General features: G+C 75.9%; 14 protein-coding genes and 1 riboswitch. Of the genes, 8 read left to right on the top strand and 6 right to left on the bottom strand.

The window, feature by feature from the left end; translation table 11 throughout:
* Positions 1 to 13: 13 nt before the first annotated feature.
* A riboswitch (ZMP/ZTP riboswitch) is annotated at positions 14 to 103 on the bottom strand.
* 121 nt (positions 104 to 224) lie between these two features.
* The 4 genes from OC439_RS00985 to OC439_RS00970 form a co-directional block, all read right to left on the bottom strand.
* Entirely contained in the window at positions 225 to 725 is a 501-nt protein-coding gene (locus OC439_RS00985) for a hemerythrin domain-containing protein (protein WP_262011723.1), read from the bottom strand.
* 106 nt (positions 726 to 831) lie between these two features.
* Positions 832 to 2,316, bottom strand: coding sequence for a S8 family peptidase (locus OC439_RS00980; protein ID WP_262011722.1), 1,485 nt, complete (start codon positions 2,314 to 2,316; stop codon positions 832 to 834).
* 148 nt (positions 2,317 to 2,464) lie between these two features.
* Complete coding sequence (locus OC439_RS00975; protein ID WP_262011721.1) at positions 2,465 to 3,328, bottom strand: NAD(P)H-hydrate dehydratase; 864 nt, start codon at positions 3,326 to 3,328, stop codon at positions 2,465 to 2,467.
* Complete coding sequence (locus OC439_RS00970) at positions 3,312 to 4,043, bottom strand: histidine phosphatase family protein (RefSeq protein WP_262011720.1); 732 nt, start codon at positions 4,041 to 4,043, stop codon at positions 3,312 to 3,314. The genes OC439_RS00975 and OC439_RS00970 overlap by 17 nt, the downstream gene beginning before the upstream one ends.
* 135 nt (positions 4,044 to 4,178) lie before the next feature.
* Here OC439_RS00970 and OC439_RS00965 point away from each other — a divergent pair, with 135 nt between their 5' ends.
* Positions 4,179 to 4,508 carry a hypothetical protein gene (locus tag OC439_RS00965; RefSeq protein WP_262011719.1) on the top strand — a complete coding sequence of 110 codons (330 nt, stop codon included), beginning with the start codon at positions 4,179 to 4,181 and terminating at the stop codon, positions 4,506 to 4,508.
* A 26-nt stretch (positions 4,509 to 4,534) separates the two neighbouring features.
* On the opposite strand, the gene OC439_RS00960 is transcribed toward OC439_RS00965, so the two are convergent.
* Positions 4,535 to 5,203 (bottom strand): response regulator, encoded by a 669-nt coding sequence (locus OC439_RS00960; protein ID WP_262011718.1) that lies wholly within the window; start codon positions 5,201 to 5,203, stop codon positions 4,535 to 4,537.
* Positions 5,200 to 6,453: a sensor histidine kinase gene (locus tag OC439_RS00955; RefSeq protein ID WP_262011717.1), complete on the bottom strand. Its 1,254-nt coding sequence runs from the start codon at positions 6,451 to 6,453 to the stop codon at positions 5,200 to 5,202. The genes OC439_RS00960 and OC439_RS00955 overlap by 4 nt, the downstream gene beginning before the upstream one ends.
* Before the next feature lie 194 nt (positions 6,454 to 6,647).
* Between OC439_RS00955 and OC439_RS00950 the strand changes: the two genes are divergently transcribed.
* The 7 genes from OC439_RS00950 (at position 6,648) to OC439_RS00920 (ending at position 20,017) form a co-directional block, all read left to right on the top strand.
* Positions 6,648 to 7,322, top strand: coding sequence for an ABC transporter ATP-binding protein (locus tag OC439_RS00950; RefSeq protein WP_262011716.1), 675 nt, complete (start codon positions 6,648 to 6,650; stop codon positions 7,320 to 7,322).
* Complete coding sequence (locus OC439_RS00945) at positions 7,319 to 9,616, top strand: FtsX-like permease family protein (protein WP_262011715.1); 2,298 nt, start codon at positions 7,319 to 7,321, stop codon at positions 9,614 to 9,616. Before OC439_RS00950 ends, OC439_RS00945 begins: the two co-directional genes overlap by 4 nt.
* A 75-nt stretch (positions 9,617 to 9,691) precedes the next feature.
* On the top strand, positions 9,692 to 13,360 hold the full coding sequence (locus OC439_RS00940) for a DUF4132 domain-containing protein (protein WP_262011714.1): 3,669 nt from the start codon (positions 9,692 to 9,694) through the stop codon (positions 13,358 to 13,360).
* Complete coding sequence (locus OC439_RS00935) at positions 13,357 to 14,487, top strand: ATP-binding protein (RefSeq protein WP_262011713.1); 1,131 nt, start codon at positions 13,357 to 13,359, stop codon at positions 14,485 to 14,487. Before OC439_RS00940 ends, OC439_RS00935 begins: the two co-directional genes overlap by 4 nt.
* Positions 14,484 to 16,784 carry a DUF5682 family protein gene (locus OC439_RS00930; protein ID WP_262011712.1) on the top strand — a complete coding sequence of 767 codons (2,301 nt, stop codon included), beginning with the start codon at positions 14,484 to 14,486 and terminating at the stop codon, positions 16,782 to 16,784. The genes OC439_RS00935 and OC439_RS00930 overlap by 4 nt, the downstream gene beginning before the upstream one ends.
* Positions 16,781 to 17,893 carry a VWA domain-containing protein gene (locus OC439_RS00925; protein WP_135240398.1) on the top strand — a complete coding sequence of 371 codons (1,113 nt, stop codon included), beginning with the start codon at positions 16,781 to 16,783 and terminating at the stop codon, positions 17,891 to 17,893. Before OC439_RS00930 ends, OC439_RS00925 begins: the two co-directional genes overlap by 4 nt.
* Before the next feature lie 9 nt (positions 17,894 to 17,902).
* Positions 17,903 to 20,017, top strand: coding sequence for a hypothetical protein (locus OC439_RS00920; RefSeq protein WP_262011711.1), 2,115 nt, complete (start codon positions 17,903 to 17,905; stop codon positions 20,015 to 20,017).
* The last annotated feature ends 20 nt before the right edge of the window (positions 20,018 to 20,037 follow it).

Here is a 20,037-nt window from a genome sequence, read left to right as displayed (position 1 = left end):
CTCCAGGTGACGTGCGGAAGGCCCAGGCGCTCGGCATGCGTCCTCATGACGAGGCCGCTCCCCGATGGTGCTCCATCTCCACGCGCCAGTCACGGCCCGTGCCGATCCTACCGGCCCGGCCGGGACCTGCGAGGTTGGGCCGCCCGTCCCGGCGACTGAACCCCGCGACGCGAACGGGACCGCCCCGAGGGAGGGGCGGTCCCGCTCGCGTCGCGGTGCCGGTCTCAGGCGACCACGGCATCGAGGGACTTCTTCAGCGCCTTCGGGGCGGTCGGCGTCTTCGGCGCCTTGGGGCGCAGGTCGAGCATCCGCTGGCCGATCTCCTGGAGCTGGTTACGGCCGAGCGCCTCGCGGACCTTCGGGAACCACTCCTGCTCCTCCTCCTCGATGTGGTGCAGCACGTTCTCGATCAGCACCGTCGTCTTGGCGTTGTACCGCTCGTCGCCGGCGTCCATCGTGAACAGCTCGAAGCAGAGCACGTCCGCGACGTGGTGCTCCTCGTACGACTCCAGGACGTCGTCCTCGACGTCGGGCACCAGCTCGCGGACCTCCGGGTACATCACCTCGTTCTCGAGGTAGGTGTGCACCGTGAGGGCTTCGAGGATCTGCCCGACGATCTTCCCGCGCTTGCTCGCCGGTCCCTCCTCGGCCTCCTGGAAGGCCTTGAACAGGCGGCGGATCTCCTTGTGGTCCTCCTTGAGCAGGACGATCGCGTCGGTGGACACCGGTTACCTCCTAGGTCGGCTGACGGTGCCCCCCTACCCGGCGCCCCACCAGGACAAACAGACCGGGCCCAGCGTGATCGCCGGGCCCGGTCCACGCGGATACCGGTTACTTCACCGCGTTGTACGCGTCCACGACGCCGGCGCCGTAGAACCCGTTGCGGTTCCCGCCGGAGCAGGTCGCGTCGTACGCGTTCGGGCCCGCCGGGATCAGCGGAACCGGGTTGTAGACGCCCGACGGGCAGGACTTCGCGACCGCCGTGCGCTCCAGGAACGAGGACAGCTGGCCCGGGGTCATGCCCGGGTGCGCGGACAGCGCCAGCGCCGCGACGCCGGTGGCGTGCGGGCTGGACATCGAGGTGCCCTGCTTGTAGCCCCACCCGTTGGTGCGGGTGGCGGTGTTGAAGGTGGTGGACAGGATGCCGTCGGCGGACGTCGAGCGGGCGCCCTGGGTCCGGAACCGGGTGTCGCCGCCCGGCGCGGTCACGTCGATCACGCCCTGGCCGTACGAGGAGTAGTAGCTCTTCTCCCCGGTCGGGCCGACGGCCGCGACGGTCACCACGCCCGGCGCCTCGGCCGGCAGGTCGAGGCAGGCGTTGGTGAGGTTCTCGCGCTCCTCCGGCGTGCCGTTGTTCGGGCTGCCGGTGTCGGTGATCTTGTGGGCCAGGTCGTAGTTCGAGTTACCTGCCGACGCGACGTGCAGCACGCCCTGGGACTGCGAGTAGCGCAGGGCCCGCTGCACGGCCTTCCACACCGGGCGCTGACGCGCGTCGTTGCGGCAGTTCAGCTCCCACGGGTCGATGTAGTAGCTGTTGTTGGTCAGCTGCATGCCGTGCTCGGCGGCCCACATGAACCCGCAGACGGCCGCCTCCGGGAAGATGTAGCCGTCGTCGTTCACCACCTTGACGGCGGCGACCTTCACGCCCGGCGCGACACCGGTGACACCGACGCCGTTGACGGCGGCGGCGATGGTGCCGGCCACGTGGGTGCCGTGGTCGCTGGTGGTGGGGTTCCACGCGGTCTCGGCGGTGTTCGGGACGCCGCCCACACAGGAGGCGCTCTTGTCCTTGGCGATCTGGGTCGCCAGGTCCGGGTGGCTGCTGGAGATGCCGCTGTCCAGCACACCCACCACGACCGACGGGCTGCCGCCGGTCACGGCGTGCGCCTGCGGGACGCGGATCTGGGGCATGTCCCACTGCAGGTTGTAGAGCGGCTCGGCGGTCGGGTCGCCGGTGGCCGCGGCGACGGCGGCGGCCGGCACCTCGACCGTCTCGCCCTCGTCCAGGGCGGTGCCCAGGCCGGCGGTGGAGGCGACCGACTCGACGCCGGCGCCCGCCACCCGGGTGGCGAAGTCCGGGGCGGACGAGCGCACGACGAGCACACCGATCTTGTCGTACGCGGCCACCACGGTGCCGTCGGCGGCCGCCACGCGGGCGGCGGCCTTGGCGGTGCTGTTGCCCTGCGGGGCGAGCACGATGTAAGAGGTTTCCGGTCCGACGGCCGCGGCCGGTGCCGTGGCGCCGACGAGGGCGAGCCCGGCGCCGAGCGTCACTGCCGACGCCGCGGCGAGTGTCTTGCGACGGAGGTTGTTCACACAGACTCCCAGGGGTTCGTGCGGGTGGACCGCACCCCTGAGCGGGCTGCGGTCCGGGCGGAGGCACGGCGAAGTACCGGCCTCGCCCGGACCAGCGCCACCGCCTCCCGGCGTGTTACACGTGCCGCAAGCCCGGTGAAGTGGATCGTCAGACGGTGGCGATCGTGTAGGGGATCTCGTCGAGCAGTTCCCGGGCGAGGAAGCCGATCCGCCCGTACCGGGGGACCAGCCGCTGCCCGCTCACCGCGTGCGCGAACGCCGCCCAGCAGGCCGCCTGCGCCGGGTCGGCGCCCCGGGAGAGCAGACCCGCGAGCAGCCCGGCCCGCACGTCGCCGCTGCCCGAGGTGCCCAGCCCGGCGTCCCCGCTCTCCTCCCGCCAGGCCCGGCCGTCCGGCGTCGCGATGTGCCCGTACAGCGAGACGACCGCGTCGTACCGGCCGGCCAGTTCCACCGCCTCGGCGTCCAGGTCGTCGCCCGGATCGCGGCCCAGCAGGTGCCGCGCCTCGGTCAGGTTGGGGGTGAGCACCGCCTTGCGGCCGGACCCGGCCAGCAGCTCCGGCGCGTGGCTGAGCGCGCCGAGCGCGTACGCGTCGAGCACCAGCGCGGTCTCCCGGCCGGCCGCGTCCAGGACCAGGCGCAGCAGCTCCCCGGTGGCCTCGATGTCCGTCAGGCCGGGTCCGACCGCCACCACGTCGGCCTCCGTGACCAGGCCGCGGAGCAGGTCGCCCGGGTCGCCGCGGACCGCGCCGTCGCCGGTCTCCGGCAGGCCGATCACGAGCGCCTCGGGCACCTGGATGCTCAGCGACGCCGCAGTCGACTCGGCCGCGGCGAGCTGGAGCACTCCGGCGCCGGCCCGCAGCGCTGCCACCCCGGCCAGCAGCACCGCGCCGGGGGTGAACCGGGAGCCGCCGACCACCAGCACGGTGCCGCGCGCCTCCTTGCCGCCGGTGGGCACCGGCAGCGCCCAGTCCCGCAGCAGCGCGGGGGTGATCACGTCAGACCGGCTCGGCATTGACCTCGTCCTCCCTGGTGGGCTTCGCTCCCTGCCGGTGCAGGTGGGCGACGTCGTTGAACACCTCCGGCACGAGCCGGCCGGCGTCGTCGGCGTGCCAGGCGGTGACCGAGCAGTTGGCGATCACGTGCTCGCGGGTCAGCGCCATCAGCTCCGCCTCGGTGAGCCCCTCCACCAGGTAGCGCAGCAGGAAGACCAGCGCGTCGTGGCCGAACAGCAGCACCCGGCCCCCCTCTTGGTCGCGGCGCAGGTCGCCGAGCAGCGCCCGCAGCCGCAGCGCCACGTCGGTCCAGGACTCGCCGCCGGGCGGGCGGTAGTAGAACTTGCCGAGCCGGGTACGCCGCTGCGCCTCCTCCGGGTAGCGCCGGGTCACGCCGTGGCCGGTGAGCCCGTCGAGGACGCCCAGCTCCCGGTCGCGCAGCCGCTCGTCGACGCTCGCCGGGATCCCGGTGCCGCCGAGCGCCAGCTCGGCCGTGCGCACCGCCCGCAGGTACGGCGACACCACCGCCACGTCCGGCCGCCTCGGCTCCGGCAGCCCGGCCAGCCAGCGGGCGGTCGCCCGCGCCTGCTCCTCGCCGGTCGGCGACAGCGGGACGTCCGCGTCCCGGTGGGTGAGGTCGATCAGCTCGGCGCCGGACGTCTCGGCCGCCGTGGCCGCCACGTTCGCCGTGCTCTCGCCGTGCCGGACGATCCAGAGCGATCCCAACTCCGCCATGCGGCTCCCGGTACCCGGGCTCGACCGGGGATAACCGTGCCGGACCGGAGGGGCGGGGGACTGCGCCGCAGTGCATCGACCCGGCACAATGTCCCACGACGCGGGACGGACGGCCCGGGTCCGAGGGAGGCGCACATGGCGACTGTGGTGCGGGGTCTGCGGGAGGCGCTGGTGCTCTTCCTGATCGCCGCCGTGGTGATCGCGGCGGCGGTCGGCATCTGGGTGGCGGTCGGCGGCGGCGACTTCACGCACCGGCTGGGCGTGGCGTTCATGATCGTCGGCGCCGTGATCGGGATGACCGGCGACCTCACGCTGAGCCGCATCGGCATGCTGCCGGCCCGGTCGGCGTTCGGGCTGGCGCCCGAGCGGGAGGACGGCGGCGGCGGGCGGGTGCTCACCGGCGTCGGCATCTTCCTGTTCGTCTCGGTGCCGCTGATCGTCGTCGGTGCGCTGCTGATCACCTGAGCACGTGACGGCCGTCGCCGGACCGGTCAGTCCTCCGGCGAACCGGGACTCACGAGGCCCGTCTCGTAGGCGACCACCACCGCCTGGACCCGGTCGCGCAGGCGGAGCTTGGCGAGGATGCGGGCGACGTGGGTCTTCACCGTCGCCTCGGACAGGTGCAGCGCCTCCGCGAGTTCGGCGTTGCTCAGGCCGCCGGCCAGCAGGCGCAGGACCTCCGTCTCGCGACGGGTCAGCGTGGCCAGGTCGCGGTGCACCGCCGCCGTCTCCGGGTCGCGGCGGGCGAAGCGCCGCACCAGCCGGCGGGTGATGGCCGGTGCGAGCAGTGCGTCACCGTCCTGCACCATGCGTACGGCCGCGACCAGGTGTTCCGGCGTCACGTCCTTGAGCAGGAAGCCGCTCGCCCCGGCGGCGAGCGCGGCGTAGACGTACTGGTCCAGGTCGAACGTGGTGAGGATGATGATCCGGGGCGCCGCGACGGCCCCGGTGAGGATGCGGCGGGTGGCCTCGAGACCGTCGAGCTCGGGCATGCGCACGTCCATGAGCACCACGTCGGGCCTGGTGCGGCGGACCGCGTCCACCGCCTCCGCGCCCGTCGCCGCCTCGGCCACCACGTCCACCCCACCGGCCGTGAGGATCATGCGGAATCCGGTACGGACCAGTGCCTGGTCGTCGGCGACCACCACACGTACCGTCATGTCGCCTCCCACGGGATCAGCGCCTCGACGTGGTAGCCGGCGCCCGGCCGGGCGCCGGCGCGCAACGTCCCACCGTAGACGGCGAGGCGCTCCCGCAACCCGATCAGGCCGCGCCCGCCCGAGCCCACTATGGCGGCCGGGACGCCGGGCTCGGTGTTGCCGACCTCGATCCGCAGGCTCTCCGGCGCGTACTCGACGACGACGGTGCCCGCGGCGCCGGGTGCGTGCCGGACCATGTTCGTCAACGCCTCCTGCACCACCCGGTAGGCGGTCAGCCCGACACCGGAGGTGACCGGCCGGCGCTCGCCGGAGATGGTCAGCCGTACCGGCACGCCGGCGTCACGCACGCGTTCGATCAGCTCGGGCAGGCCCTCGATCCCGGGCTGCGGGTCCTCCGGGTCGTCCGGTTCGGAATCCGCCAGCAGGCCCATGACGTGCCGCAGCTCGGTGAGCGCGGACCGGCCGGTCGACTCGACGGCGAGCAGCGCCTCCCGCGCCTGATCCGGAGCGGCGGCGAGCACCGTCCGGGCGGCGCCGGCCTGGATGACCATCACGCTGACGTGGTGCGTCACGACGTCGTGCAGTTCCCGGGCGATGCGGGCCCGTTCACCGGCGACCGCGTCGCGCAGCGCCTGCTCGTGGGCGCGGGCCTCGGCGGTGAGCCGCCGCCGGTCCTCACCTGCTCGTCGCCGCCACACGTGATGGCCGCCCGCGGCGGCCACCAGCGGGGCCAGCACGACGAACGGCAGGTTGGCCGCGGGCACCGTGACCGGCATCAGCTCCCGCAGGCCCAGGGCGAGCAGCGCCACCGCCGGGACCGATGCCAGCGCCGGCAGCCGGTACGGGCTGTGCGCCGCCGCGCTGTAGACGGCGACGAGGCAGGTCAGCACCACGCACGGGTACAGGGCCGGTTGCCGGTCCCCGTCGGTCACCAGCACCAGTGACGCGGCGCCCATGGTCGCCCAGAGCACCGCGAGCGGATACCGGCGGCGCAGCACCAGCGGCGCGCACATGACGAAGACCAGCAGCAGCGCCCCGAGCGTCGACCCGGGCTGTGCCGGCTGCGCCTCCGGCGGGACCGCCAACGGGGGCAGCGGCAGCGGCGGCGGCAACGGCGGGGGCGGGACGCCGACGTCGTCGGTGGCGGCCTGGAAGCACACCAGCCCGAGCACACCCGCCAGCGCCGCGTCGAGCAGCAGCGCCCGCCAGCCCGGCCTCGGCAGCGGCCCGGTCGCCACGATGCCTCTCACGCGTCCATTCTCGCCGCCGGTGCCCGGCCGGGGCATCGGCCCCGGTGTGCAGTGCGACTACATCGCAGGGATGACCCCGGGCGAAGATCCACCTCCGGCGGTACGGCGATGCGTCGCGGGACCGATGCCCGGCCTCCGGATCCGCCCCTAACGTCACGGCGTCCAGTCGACGGCCTGACCGCAAGGGGCGACACATGACCGATCCGGTGATCGACGTACGCGGGGTGACCCGCCGCTACGGCGAGGGGCCGCCCGCGCTGCACGACGTGTCGCTGACCGTCCGGCCCGGCGAGTGCGTGGCGGTACTCGGCCCCTCCGGCAGCGGGAAGTCCACACTGCTCAACCTGCTCGCCGCGCTCGACCGGCCGGACGTCGGCACGGTGACCGTCGCGGGCACCCGGCTGGAGAAGCTCGGCGAGGCCGCGTCGGCCCGGTTCCGGCGCGCACACGTGGGCCTGGTCTTCCAGTTCTTCAACCTGCTCGACGACCTGACCGTGCTGGACAACGTCCTGCTGCCCGCCCAACTCGCCGGCGCACCGGCCCGCGCGTCGCGTGAACACGCGGCCTCCCTGCTGGACTCGCTCGGCATCGCCCGGCACGCGCACGCGTACCCGGGACGTCTCTCCGGGGGTGAGCGCCAGCGCGTCGCCGTCGCCCGCGCCCTGGTCAACCGGCCCGCGCTCCTGCTGGCCGACGAGCCGACCGGCGCGCTGGACACCGCCTCCGGTGAGGACGTCCGGCGCCTGCTCGACGACCTTCACCGCAGCGGCCAGACCATCGTGCTCGTCACCCACGACCTGCGGCTGGCCGAGGCGTCCGCCGGCCGGACGATCCGCCTGCGCGACGGCCGGGTCGAGGTGCGACGGTGAGCGGGCTGCGCCGGGTCGTCCGGTCCGGCGTACGGCGCCGCCGCGTGCAGACAATAGTCGTCGGCCTGGTCACCGCCGCCGCCGTGACCGCCACGGTGCTCGGCGCCGGGCTGCTCGTCGCGTCGCAGGCACCCTTCGACGACGCGTTCACCACCCAGCGGGGAGCGCACCTGACCGTGCGGGCGGACTCCGGTGCGGTGACGGAACCGCAGCTCGCCGCGTCGGCCTCGGCGCCGGGCGTGGTGGCCGCCGCCGGTCCGTACCGGGTGCTCGTGGTCGCCTTCACGGAGGGCGGCGGGATGCGGACGCCGCCGCTGACAGTCGTCGCCCGCACCGATCCCGGCGGTCCCGTCGACCGGATCGAGCTGGCCGGCGGGCGGTGGCCGGCCGGGCCGGACGAGATCGTGCTCAGCGGCGGCGCCGTCCGCCTGCCGCCCGGCTCCCGCCTGACCACGCCGAGCGGCGCCGAGTTCACGGTGGTCGGTACGGCCCGGTCGATCAGCGACACCGCCGGCGCCTGGGTGCTGCCGTCGGCCGTCGGCGTACTCGACGGGCCGGACACGGCGGACGGGTACCAGATGCTCTACCGGTTCGCGGACGCGCGCACGGCGACCGAGGTCGGCACCGGACGGGACGCCGTGGTCGCGGCGCTGCCCGCCGGCGCGGTCACCGGCGCCCGATCCTGGCTCGACGTGCGGCAGCAGGCAGTCGAGGACGCGGCCGTCTTCGTGCCGTTCCTCGTCGCGTTCGCGCTGCTCGGCATCGTGATGGCGCTGCTGGTGGTCGGCACCGTGGTCGCCGGGACGGTCGGCGCCGCCACCCGCCGGATCGGCATCCTCAAGGCGCTCGGCTGCACCCCCGCGGGCATCGTCCGCGCCTTCGTCGCGCAGACGCTGGTCCCGGCCGCCGTGGGTGCGGCCGCCGGAACGGTCACCGGGAACCTGATCGCGCTGCCCGTACTGGCCGAGACCGAGCAGGTCTACGGCTCGGCGAACACCACCATCGCCTGGTGGGTGACGGTCCTGGCCACCGGCGGGGTGCTGGCGGTGGTGACGCTGACCGCGTGGACGGCCGCGCTGAGGGCGGGCCGGCTCCGTACCGTGGACGCCATCGCGGTCGGACGGGCGTCCGGTCCGGCGCGGGGCCGGTGGGCGTCGCGCCTGGCGGCGCGGCTGCCGGTGGCCAGGCCGGTGGGCCTCGGCCTGGCCCGCCCGTTCGCCCGGCCGGCACGCACTGTCGCGATCCTGCTGGCGGTCGCGACGGGCGCGGCGGCCGTGACGTTCGCGACCGGGCTCGCCGCGTCGCTGCTGCGCATCCAGACCGCGCTCACCCAGGACGTCGCTGACGTCACGGTGAACGGCGACCCGGACGCCGGACCGGCCGCCGCTCCCACCGCCGATCCGGCCGCGGTGCTGGCGGCGATCGACGCCCAGCCGGGCACCCGCGCCAGGTACGGCCTCACGCAGGCGCCGGGCGCCGTCGCGGGCGTCGCCGACCCGGTCTCCGTCACGACGATCACCGGCGACGCGGCGTGGGACGGCTTCGAGATGGTGTCCGGACGCTGGTTCACCGCTCCCGGCGAGGCCGTCGTCGGCGGACCCCTGCTGACCGCGACCGGAACCCGGATCGGTGACACCGTGACGGTCCGGATCGAGGGCGAGCCGGTACGCCTGCGCATCGTCGGCGAGGTGTTCGAGTCCGCCATGGCGGTGTTCACCGGTACCGCCACGCCCACCGGCCGGAACCCGTCCGAGTACCGGATCGCGCTCGCCCCGGACACCGACGCCGGCACCTACGCGCAGGCGCTGACCGGCGCACTCGCCGGCCGGGGCCTCACCGCGCGGCCGAGCGGCGCGGAGACCGACCCGCTCCTGCTGGTCGTGGAGGGGCTGACCGCCACGCTGACCCTGCTGCTGCTCGCGGTGGCCGCGCTGGGTGTGCTCAACATGCTCGTCCTCGACCTGCGCGACCGGGTGCACGATCTCGGTGTGCACAAGGCGCTCGGCATGACGCCGGGCCAGACGATCGCGATGGTGGTCGCCTCGGTCGCCGCCGTCGGTCTGGTCGGCGGGCTGCTCGGCGTACCGGCGGGTGTGGCGATGCAACGGCTCGTCGTCCCGGCGATGGCCGCCAGCGGCGGACTGCACCTGCCGGAGCGCCTGCTCGACGTGTACGGGCCGGTCCTCCTGGCGGCGCTGGCGCTGGGCGGGCCGCTGACAGCACTGCTCGGAGCGCTGCTGCCGGCCGGGTTGGCGGCCCGGACCCGGACCGCGACGGCACTGCGGAGCGAGTAGCGCGCCCGGCGGCGTCGCTGGTGTCGGTGGGGCCGGTTATGGTCCCCGCACACTGCGGGCGATCAAGGAGACGGTGTGCGCAGATTCGAGTTCGTGGGTGGCGGTTCGGCCAAGTTCTGGGAGGTCGGGCAGAGCGACGCGACGGTGACGGTCCGCTATGGATCGATCGGCGCGCAGGGCCGCACCCAGGTCAAGGAACTGGGTTCGCCGGCCGAGGCCGCCGCGCACGCCGACCGGCTGATCGCGGAGAAACTGCGCAAGGGGTACGCCGAGACGACAGTCGCGCCGTCCGCCGGGCACACCGCAGCGCCCGCCGCCGGGCCGGCCGCGCCGAGCCACGACCCGGAAGCGGCCGGCGCCGATCCGGCCGGTAGCGCCCCGGCCGGGGCGCTACCGGCGGCGCCGCCCGCCGGCGAGCTGCCGGACGAGGAGGCGTTCGAGGTTCCGGCCGGCTGGCGACGGATGCTGGTCCCGCGCCGGGGTGGCGCACCGGGCCCGGCCCTGCCGAGCGCCGCGAAGGGCCGGGCCGCCGGGCGGAAGGTGCTGGACTCGGTGGCCGCCCAGGTCGCCGCCACCGCGCGGGCCACCGACGATCCCGAGCTGGGCCCGGCGCTGCGCGGCTACCTGGACGGCGAGCCCGGCCCGCTGGGCGGTGCCGCGCTGGTGGCGGCGGTGGCGGTGGCGCTCGGCTATCACGGGCGCGACCAGCAGGGGGTGGCCCTCGCCGACCTGCTGGTCGCCGATCTCGGCCCGGTCGGCGCGGCGGTCGCCGCGACCGGGCAGATCACCGTGGCGGCCACCGGGTCGGCGTCCCCGCTTCTGCTGAACCGCACCGAGGCGGAGAAGTCACACAACTACGGCCACTGGCGTCTGCGCCAGTCCGTGCTGCGCCGGGTCCGGGCGCACCTCGCGGCGGCCGGTGACGCCGACTACGCCGCCGCCCGCACCGCGCTGGTCCCGTACCGGTCCGGGCCGCTGGCGACGCGGGCGGTCACCTCGTTCCTGCTGCCGACCGAGCGGGAGTGGGTGGCCCAGGACGTCGCCGACGTGGCGCGCGACGGGGGCCCGTTCCTCGCCGAGTTGCTGCTCGCCGCGGTCGACGACGTGGACGCCATCCACGCCCTCGCCGGGCACCTGCAGGTCTACCGGCTGATGTACGACCAGGCGCCGATCGTCACCGCCACCACCGCGGTCGGGCCACCCGTCGCGCCGGTGCTGGCCGGGTGGTTCGACCACGAACACACCGGCGCGGACGGGCGGCAGCGTCTGGTGTCGCTGCTGGCGGCCCTGCCCGGCGACGAGCCGATGACGGCGCTGCTGGACCGGCTGGACCGCAGGTACGTCCCGCCCGCGGTGACCGAGATGCTGCGCCGCTTCCCGGTGCGCGGCGTGCGCCTGCTGTCCGCCGCCGCCGAGGGGCGCAGCCCGGCCGCGCGGGAGGCCGCCACGTTGCTGCGCGCGCACGTGCTGGCCAACCCGGCCGCCGTCGAGGCGGCGCTGCCGGCGCTGAACCCGGCGCAGCGGGAGCGGGTCGAGCGGATCCGCGACGACGCGTCCGCGCTGCCGGTCGCCGGGCCGGACCGGCTGCCGCCGGTGCTGGTGACGCCGCCCTGGTCGGTCCGGCGCCCACGAGCCACCCCGCCTGTGGTGGACGGGCTGGAGCGGCCCGCCGGGTCCACCGTGGCCTGGCTGCCGGGGGAGCGGGAACGATGGGCCGCGATCGTGCCCGGCTGGGCCGGTCACTGGCACGGGAACGACCTGGGCGCGCTCGCCACCGAGGTCGCCGCCGGGCGGGCCGGATCGTACGCGGCGATCCACTTCTTCGTGCGGGCCACCGAGGAGCTCGCCCGGCCGCTGCTGCCGTCCTGGCGGCCCGACGAGTCCTGGGGCGCCGACCGCTGGATGCTGCGCCTCGCCGGCCGGTACGAGCTGGACGCGCTACCCACCGCGCTGCACCTGGCTCGCACCGCGCCGAAGAGCGTCGGCGAGGTGCTGCTGCCGTACGCCGACGGTGAGGTCGCCGACCTGATGGCCGACTGGCTCGACCGGCTCAAGACGGTCCGCCCGATCGCCCGGGCCTGGCTGCGGCGGCACCCGGATTACGCCGTGCGGGCGCTGCTGCCGGCGGCCCTGGGCACTCCCGGCCCGCGCCGCCGCGCCGCCGAGCGCGCGCTGCGCCTGGTCGCCGCGGAGCACCGTGCGGTGCTCCTCGGCGTGGCCGGGGAGCACGGCGAGGCGGCGCTCGCCGCCGCGACGGTGATGCTCGACGCGGACCCGCTGGCCCAGCTTCCGGCCCGGATGCCGAGCCTGCCGGCCTGGCTGGACCCGGCGGTTCTGCCGCAGGTGCTGCTGCGGGACCGTTCGGCGGCGCTGCCCGCCGACGCGGTACGCCACCTCTGCACGATGCTTGCCATCTCCTCGCCCGGCGAGCCGTACCCGGGCGTGGAGGTCGTCCGCGCGGCGTGTGACACCGACTCCCTGGCGGAGTTCGCCTGGGCGCTGTTCGAGAGTTGGCAGGCCGCCGGCGCGCCGTCGAAGGACGGCTGGGCGTTCACCGCGCTGGGGCTGCTCGGCGACGACTCGACCGCCCGGCGGCTCGCGCCGCTGGTCCGGGCCTGGCCGGGCGAGAGCCAGCACGCGCGGGCGGTGACCGGCCTGGAGGTGCTGGCGCAGATCGGCACCGACGTGGCGCTGATGCACCTGTACGGCATCTCGCAGAAGGTGAAGTTCCGGGGCCTGCGGGAACAGGCGGCACGCAAGGTCACCGAGGTCGCCGACGGGCTGGGCCTGACGCCCGAGCAGCTCGGCGACCGGCTGGTGCCCGACCTCGGGCTGGACGCCGACGGCAGCCTGGTCCTCGACTACGGGCCGCGCCGGTTCACAGTCGGCTTCGACGAGCAGCTCAAGCCGTACGTGGTGGACGGCACGGGCGCCCGCCGCAAGGACCTGCCCAAGCCCGGCGCCCGGGACGACGCCACGCTGGCGCCCGCCGCGTACAAGCGTTTCGCCGGCCTGAAGAAGGACGTGCGTACGCTCGCCGCCGACCAGATCCGCCGGTTCGAGGCGGCCATGGTGACCGGGCGGCAGTGGCCCGCCGCGGACTTCCGCCGCTACTTCCTGTCCCACCCACTGCTGTGGCACGTCGTGCGCCGGCTGGTCTGGGCCACAGTGGACGACACCGGCCGGGTGGGCGCCGCGTTCCGGGTGGCCGAGGACCGCACGCTCGCCGACGTCGACGACGAGACGTACGTCCTGCTGGACGACGCCACTGTCACCATCGCGCACCCGCTGCACCTCGGCACGGTGGTGCCGGCCTGGGCGGAGGTCTTCGCCGACTACGAGATCCTGCAGCCCTTCCCGCAGCTCGGCCGCGAGGTGCACCGGCTGGACGAGGCCGAGCGCGGGGAGACGCTGCTGCAGCGGCACATGGGCGTGACGGTCCCGGCCGGGCGGCTGCTGAGCCTGGAACGGCGGGGCTGGCGGCGCGGCACCCCGCAGGACGCCGGCATCCAGAGCTGGTTGGACCGCGAGGTCCCCGGGGGCCGGGCCGTGGTGCTCGACCTCGACCCCGGCATCGCTGTCGGCGTGGTGGACATGTTCCCCGACCAGAAGATCGAGGCGATCTGGGTGAACGACGTGCCGTACGGCGACTGGTTCCCGCGCGGCGGCAAGGTCCGCCTGCGCGACCTGGACGACGTCACCGTCTCCGAGGTGCTGCGCGACCTGGCGGAGGTGACCCGGTGACCGCGCTCGACCCGACCGCCGAGCGGGCCCGGCGGCCTCCGGCCGTCGAGCGAGCGCAGCGGCCTCCGGCCGAGGTGCGGTACGCAGACGAGCTGGCCGCGCTGGCCGCGAACGACAGCGACCCGCGTCCGCCCGGCTGGCGGCTGAGCCTGCGCGCCGCGCGCCGGTTCATCCTCGGCGACCAGGCCGCCGGGATCCGGCGCAAGTTCGTCGGCGACCCGTCGCTGATCGACCGGGCGCTGGTGGCGCTGGCGACCAGCCGCGGCCTGATGCTCGTCGGCGAGCCCGGCACCGCCAAGTCGCTGCTGTCGGAGCTGCTCGCCGCCGCGGTCAGCGGCGACTCCACGCTCACCATCCAGGGCGGCGCGGCCACCACCGAGGACCAGATCCGCTACTCGTGGAACTACGCGCTGCTCGTCGCCGACGGCCCGTCGCCGCGCGCCCTGGTGCCGGCGCCGCTGCTGCGCGGCATGGCCGAGGGGCGGGTGGTCCGCTTCGAGGAGATCACCCGCTGTCCGCTGGAGGTGCAGGACTGCCTGCTGTCCCCGCTGTCGGACCGCGTGCTCGCCATTTCGGAGCTGCCGGGCGCCGACGCCATGGTGTTCGCCCGCGAGGGCTTCAACGTGATCGCCACCGCGAACACCAGGGACCGGGGCGTCAACGAGATGAGCGCCGCGCTGAAGCGGCGGTTCAACTTCGAGACCGTCTTCCCGATCCCCGACCTCGGCACCGAGCTGGAACTGGTCGAGGCCGAGGCGGGCGAGTTGCTGCGCCGCTCCGGCGTGGCCGCGCCGCCCCGGCGCGACCTGCTGGAGGTGCTGGTCACCACGTTCCGGGAGCTGCGGACCGGGATCACCGAACGCGGCGACGCGATGGAGCGGTTGTCGGCGGTGATGAGCACTGCCGAGGCGGTGTCGGTGGCGCACGCGGTCGGGCTGCGCGGCTGGTTCCTGCGCGGGGAACCCGGCGACGCCGCCGACCTGGTCGCCTGCCTGGCCGGCACCGCCGCGAAGGACGACGCGGAGGACCTGGCACGGCTGCGGCGCTACCTGGAACAGCAGGTGTCCCGCCGTTCCGGCGCGCAGTGGCGGGCGGTGCACGACGCCCGGCACCTGCTGCCCGGGTGAGCACCGTCGAGGCGCCCGGCGGCGTCACCTTCCTCGGCGTCCGGCACCACAGCCCGGCCTGCGCCCGGCTGGTCGCCGCCACGGTGGCCCGGCTGCGTCCGGCGTACGTGCTGGTGGAGGGCCCGGCGGACCTGAACGGGCGGATGGACGAGCTGCTGGGAGACCACGAGCTGCCGATCGCCGTGTTCACCGCGCACCGCGACGGGACCCGGCGGCACGCCTCCTGGAGCCCGTTCTGCGCGTACTCGCCGGAGTGGGTGGCGCTGACCGCCGGGCGCCAGGTGGGCGCGCAGCTGCGCTTCATCGACCTGCCCGCGTGGCATCCCGCGCTGTCCGGCCGCGCCAACCGGTACGCCGACGCCGACCAGCGGTACGCCGAGGCGGTCCGCCGGCTCTGCGCCACGCTCGCCGTGGACAACGTGGACGCGCTCTGGGACCACCTGTTCGAGATCGGCCCGGACGACGGGCTGGCCGAGCGCCTCGACACGTACTTCGACGTGCTGCGGGGCGAGTCGGCGGCCGGGGAGGACGACACGGCCCGGGAGGCGTACATGGCCCGCTGGGTACGCGCCGCCCGGCGCCGGGCCGCCGGCCGGCCGGTGCTGGTGGTGACCGGCGGCTTCCACCGTCCCGCCCTGGTCCGGCTGACCGCCGGCGACGACGGAGCGGACGACGACTGGCCGGAGGTCCCCGCTCCCGCACCGGACGCGGTGGCGGGCAGCTACCTCGTGCCGTACTCGTTCCGGCGCCTGGACGCGTTCGTCGGCTACCAGTCCGGGATGCCGTCACCGGCGTACTACCAGCGGGTCTGGGAGGACGGGCCGCGCCGGGCCGCCGAGGCGCTCACCGAGGCGGTGGCGGCCCGGCTGCGCACCCGGCGGCAGCACGTCTCCACCGCCGACCTGATCGCCGCCCGGAGCATGGCCGGCGGCCTGGCCCGGCTGCGCGGCCACGCCCACCCGGGCCGCGTCGACGTGCTCGACGGCCTGGTGTCCGCGCTGGTCACCGACGCGCTCGACCAGCCGCTGCCGTGGGCGACCCGGGGCACGCTGGCACCCGGCGCCCACCCGGTGGTGGTGGAGATGGTGGCCGCGCTCAGCGGCGACCGGGTGGGCCGCCTGCACCCGGACACGCCGCTGCCGCCGCTCGTACACGACGTCGACGCCGAGCTGGCACGGCATCGGATCGATCCGCACGAGGCGGTCGAACTGGACCTGACAGTCGCCGGCGACCTGACCCGCAGCCGCCTGCTGCACCGGCTGCGGCTGCTCGACGTACCCGGTCACGTCCGCGAACGCGGCCCCCGGGTGGGCGCGGACGCGCTGCTCACCGAACGCTGGTCACCCGCGCCGTCGGCAGACCGGCTCGCCCGGGTGATCGAGGCGGGCGGGTACGGGCCGACCGTCCTGGACGCCGTCACCGCCCGGATCGAGGAGCGGGTGACGCTGCTCGGCGCGGACGTCGACGCGCTCGCCACGACGCTGTTCGACACCGCGCTGGCCGGGCTGCCCGAGCACTCCACCCGGACGCTCACCGCGATCGCCCGCGCCACCGGCTCGGTCACCGACCTGCGGGCGCTGGGCCGGGCGCTCGCAGTCGCACTGGCGCTGTGGCGGCACGACCGGCTGCTGGGCAGCGCCGGGACCGCCCCGCTCGGCGCGCTGATCACCGCCGCCGTACGCCGCGCGCTCTGGCTCGTCGAGGGCGTGCGTGCCACGGCCGCACCGGCCGACCCGGGCCGGCTCACCGCGCTCGTCGCGGTCCGGGACGCGGTCCGCCACGCCGGCCCGGCGCTCGGGCTCGACCGGGACGGCGCGCTCGCAGTGGCCGGGCGGGTGGCGGCCGACCCGGCGGCCCCGCCGGACCTGCGCGGCGCGGCGCTGGGCCTGGCCTGGTCGCTGGGGGACGTGCCGGACGCGGCCCGCGCGGTCCGGGCCGTGGCCGCGCCGGACACGCTCGGCGACTGGCTGTCCGGGCTGTTCGCGCTGGCCCGGGAGGAGGTGGTCAGCGGCGACGCGGCGCTGCTCACAGTGGTGGACGAACTGCTCGCCGCGATGGGCGCGTACGACTTCCTGGTGGCGCTGCCCGCGCTGCGGCAGGCGTTCGGCTGGTTCCCGCCCCGGGAGCGGGCGGAGGTGGCCCGGCACGTGCAGGCGCTGCACGGCGGCGACGCGCCGCCCAGTGACCTGCTGCGCCTGGACGCCGACCCGCTGCTGGTGGCCGCCGCCCGCGCGGTGGAGGAGCGGGTCGACGCGGTGCTGACCCGGGAGGGGCTGTGGGAAGGGGACCGGACGTGACCGACCCGATGCGGGAACGCTGGCGGCTGGTGCTCGGCGACGCCGCGCAGGACAGCCTGGGCGGCCTGTCGGCCGAGGCGGCCGGCCGGGACGCCGCGCTGGACTGGCTCTACGGCCGGGACGCCGAACTCGGCCGCCGCGACGTGCGGCGAGGCGGGTCCGGCCCGTCCGCGCTGACCACTGTGGACTGGCTGGACGGGATCACCCGGCTGTTCCCCAAGGAGACGGTGCAGCGGCTGGAACGCGACGCGGTCGAGCGGTACGGCATCCACGAGGTCGTCACCGACCCGGCAGTGCTGGCCCGGGTCGAGCCGAACCCGGCGCTGCTGCGCGCGGTGCTGCGCACCAAGCACCTGATGGACCCGCAGGTGCTGCGGCTGGCCCGCAAGCTGGTCGAGGCGGTGGTGCGGCAACTGGTCGAGCGGCTGGCCGCCGACGTGCGGCAGTCGTTCTCCGGGCCCCGGGCGCGCCGCCCCAGCCGGTTCCGGCAGGCCCGCAACTTCGACGTACGCCGGACCATCCGGGCGAACCTGGCGCACTGGCGGCCGGACGAGCGCCGCCTGCACGTCCGGCAGCCGCACTTCTTCTCCCGTACCCGCCGCCACCTGGACCGCTGGCAGGTGATCCTGCTGGTGGACCAGTCCGGCTCGATGCTCGGCTCGGTGATCCACGCCGCGGTGACCGCCGCCTGCCTGTGGGGGCTGCCGGGCGTACGCACCCACCTGGTCGCCTTCGACACCGATGTGGTCGACCTGACCTCCGACGTGGACGACCCGGTGGAGCTGCTGATGAAGGTGCAGCTCGGCGGCGGCACCGACATCGCTCGCGCGGTCGCGTACGGCGCGCAGCTCGTGGAGAACCCGCGCCGGGCGATCGTCGCGTTGGTGTCCGACTTCTACGAGGGCGGGGACGCCGGGCGTCTGGTCCGGTCGGTGAAGCAGCTCGTGGAGCAGGGCACGCACGTGCTCGCGCTGGCCGCGCTGGACGAGGAGGCCGACCCGGCGTACGACCGGGCCACCGCCCAGCGGCTGGCCGACGTGGGCGCGGCGGTGGGCGCGATGACGCCGGGCGAGCTGGCCGCGTTCGTGGCCGAGCACGTGGGCCGGTAGGGGGACCGGATGACCCGTGACGACCTGATCGCGCTCACCCCGGACGTGCTGGCCGCGCTGAGCAACAGGGGCCTGGTGAAGCGCGCCACGAAGGAGGTCGACGCCGGTGAGCGGCCGATGCTCACCGAGGACGCCGACGGCGAGGTGCGCGCGGCGTACCCGGACGGGGTGACGGTGACGCTGCCCGGGGGCGGCGGCCTCGCGGCCGGGATCTGCTCCTGTCCGGCGCCCGGCGTGTGCCGGCACCTGCTCGCCGTCGTGCTGACCTACCAGCGCACGCACGCCGACGCCCCGGACCGCGAGGCCGCGCCCGACGGGGAGGCCGCGTCGAACCGGCACGCCGCGCCGGATCACGACGCCGCACCGGACCGGAAGGCCGCGTCGGACGGCAAGGCCGCTTCGGACTGGGAGGCCGCGCCGGGCCGGGACGCGGCGCCGGACGGGGAGGACGCCTCAGCCGGGAGCGAGCCGTGGCGGTGGTCGCCGGGCGACGTCACCGACGAGGAACTGGCCGCCGCGATCGGCGCGCCCGCGCTCACCGCCGCGCGACGGCGGCTGCGTCGCGGCTACGCCGCAGTGGTCCACCGGCCGGACGCCGCCGACCCGGTTCCGCGCGTGGAGCTGCCCACCGGCACGGTCCGCTTCCTGGTGCCGCGCCAGATCGGGTACGCGCGCGGCGACGCGGCCGACGACGGCGGCGAAGCGATCGCCCTCGCGGTGTGGGCGTGCCGGACGGCCGACCGGGAGCAGCCGGACCGGCCCGAGGCGCAGGTACGCGTCGGCGGAACCGCCACCGTGACGGAGCATCCGGCGCTGGACGCGGCGGTGGCGCTGGCCGCCGACGTGCTGCTGACCGGGGCCGCGCACCTGGGCTCCGGCGTGGACGGCCGGCTCGCCGCCGCCCGGCGTGACCTCGACGCGGCCGGTCTGCGCTGGCCGCTGCTCGCCGTGGAGGACCTGGCCGGGCAGATGGAGGCGTACGCCGCGCGCGGCGCCCGGTACCGGCCGGAGACGTTCGCCGACCTGCTCGCCGAGTTGCCCGCCCGGCGGCGCGCGGTGGTGAACGCCGGCGCCACCCCGGTGGAGCGGGTACTCGGTACGCACGAGCCGGCGGAGACGCCGCTACGGCGGGTACGGCTGACCGGCCTGGGCGCCCGGGTCCGGGAGAGTGGCGGCGAGGTGGGCGTGGACGTGGTGCTCGCCCACCCGGCGGCCGTCTCGGTGCTGGTGCTGCGCCGCGCCTACCCGGTCACCGACGACGACCCGCCCACCGGGCACGAGCTGGCCGGTCGGCGCGTCACCGGCGCCACGCTCGGCGCGCTCGCCACCGGCAACGTGGTCTCCGAGTCGGCGGTGCGCAGCGCCGCGCACCGGCTCCGGATCGCCGCCGGCCGGCTGGCCCGCACCACTGTCACCCCCGGCGCGGGGGAGTGGTCCGGCCTGCCGTCCGGTCTGCTCGCCCGCGACCCGGACGCGCTCGCCGCCGAGCTGGCCGGGCGGCCACCCCGGCTGCTGCGTCCCCGCACCGCCGCCGAGTCGGTGCGGGTGCTCGCGCTCGGCGAGGTGCGTGCCATCGGGTACGCGGCCGGCGAGCAGCGCCTGCACGCCACGGTGACCGGGGCCGACGGGGGCACGGCTACCGTCACCGCGACCCACCACGCCGCCGCACCGGGCGCACTCGACGCGCTCGCGGCAGCGCTGGACGGCGCACACGGGCCGCCGCGCTACGTCAGCGGGACGGTGCGCCGGGGTGCCGACGGACTCGTGATCGAGCCGCTGGCGGTGGTCGCCGACGCGGTGGTCGTACCCGATCTGGCACCCGGGGTGGGCGACGGCCGGCTGGCCGGCGCGATAGACGCCCGGCCCGACCCGGTCGCCGCGGCGCTGGGTGCGGCGTCGGCGCTGCTCGCGCAGGCGGCGCACACCGGCCTGCGGCACCTGCCGGCCGGCTTCCCGGAGCGGCTGCGCGCGACGGCGGCCGGGCTCGCCGCGGTCGGCCTGGACCGCTGCGGCGCGACAGTGGCCGGCCTGGCCGGTGCGCTCGGCGCCGACGCCGGTGAACCGGCGGTACGGGCCTGGGTGGACGCCTGGATCCGCCTGTCGGTGACGGCGGAGTCCCGGTGAGCCGGTCCCCACGGCGGGGC

This window comes from Micromonospora sp. Mcm103, assembly GCF_024519755.1.
Taxonomy (GTDB): domain Bacteria; phylum Actinomycetota; class Actinomycetes; order Mycobacteriales; family Micromonosporaceae; genus Micromonospora; species Micromonospora aurantiaca.
Note: the sequence above shows the minus strand (reverse complement) of the source record. Positions and strands in the feature narration are given on the sequence as shown.

Bases quoted from the DNA above. Each gene is read 5' to 3' on its own strand.
- OC439_RS00975 (WP_262011721.1), bottom strand. From the start codon at position 3,328: ATGCCGAGCCGGTCTGACGTGATCACCCCCGCGCTGCTGCGGGACTGG.
- OC439_RS00970 (WP_262011720.1), bottom strand. From the start codon at position 4,043: ATGGCGGAGTTGGGATCGCTCTGGATCGTCCGGCACGGCGAGAGCACG.
- OC439_RS00965 (WP_262011719.1), top strand. From the start codon at position 4,179: ATGGCGACTGTGGTGCGGGGTCTGCGGGAGGCGCTGGTGCTCTTCCTG.
- OC439_RS00960 (WP_262011718.1), bottom strand. From the start codon at position 5,203: ATGACGGTACGTGTGGTGGTCGCCGACGACCAGGCACTGGTCCGTACC.
- OC439_RS00950 (WP_262011716.1), top strand. From the start codon at position 6,648: ATGACCGATCCGGTGATCGACGTACGCGGGGTGACCCGCCGCTACGGC.
- OC439_RS00920 (WP_262011711.1), top strand. From the start codon at position 17,903: ATGACCCGTGACGACCTGATCGCGCTCACCCCGGACGTGCTGGCCGCG.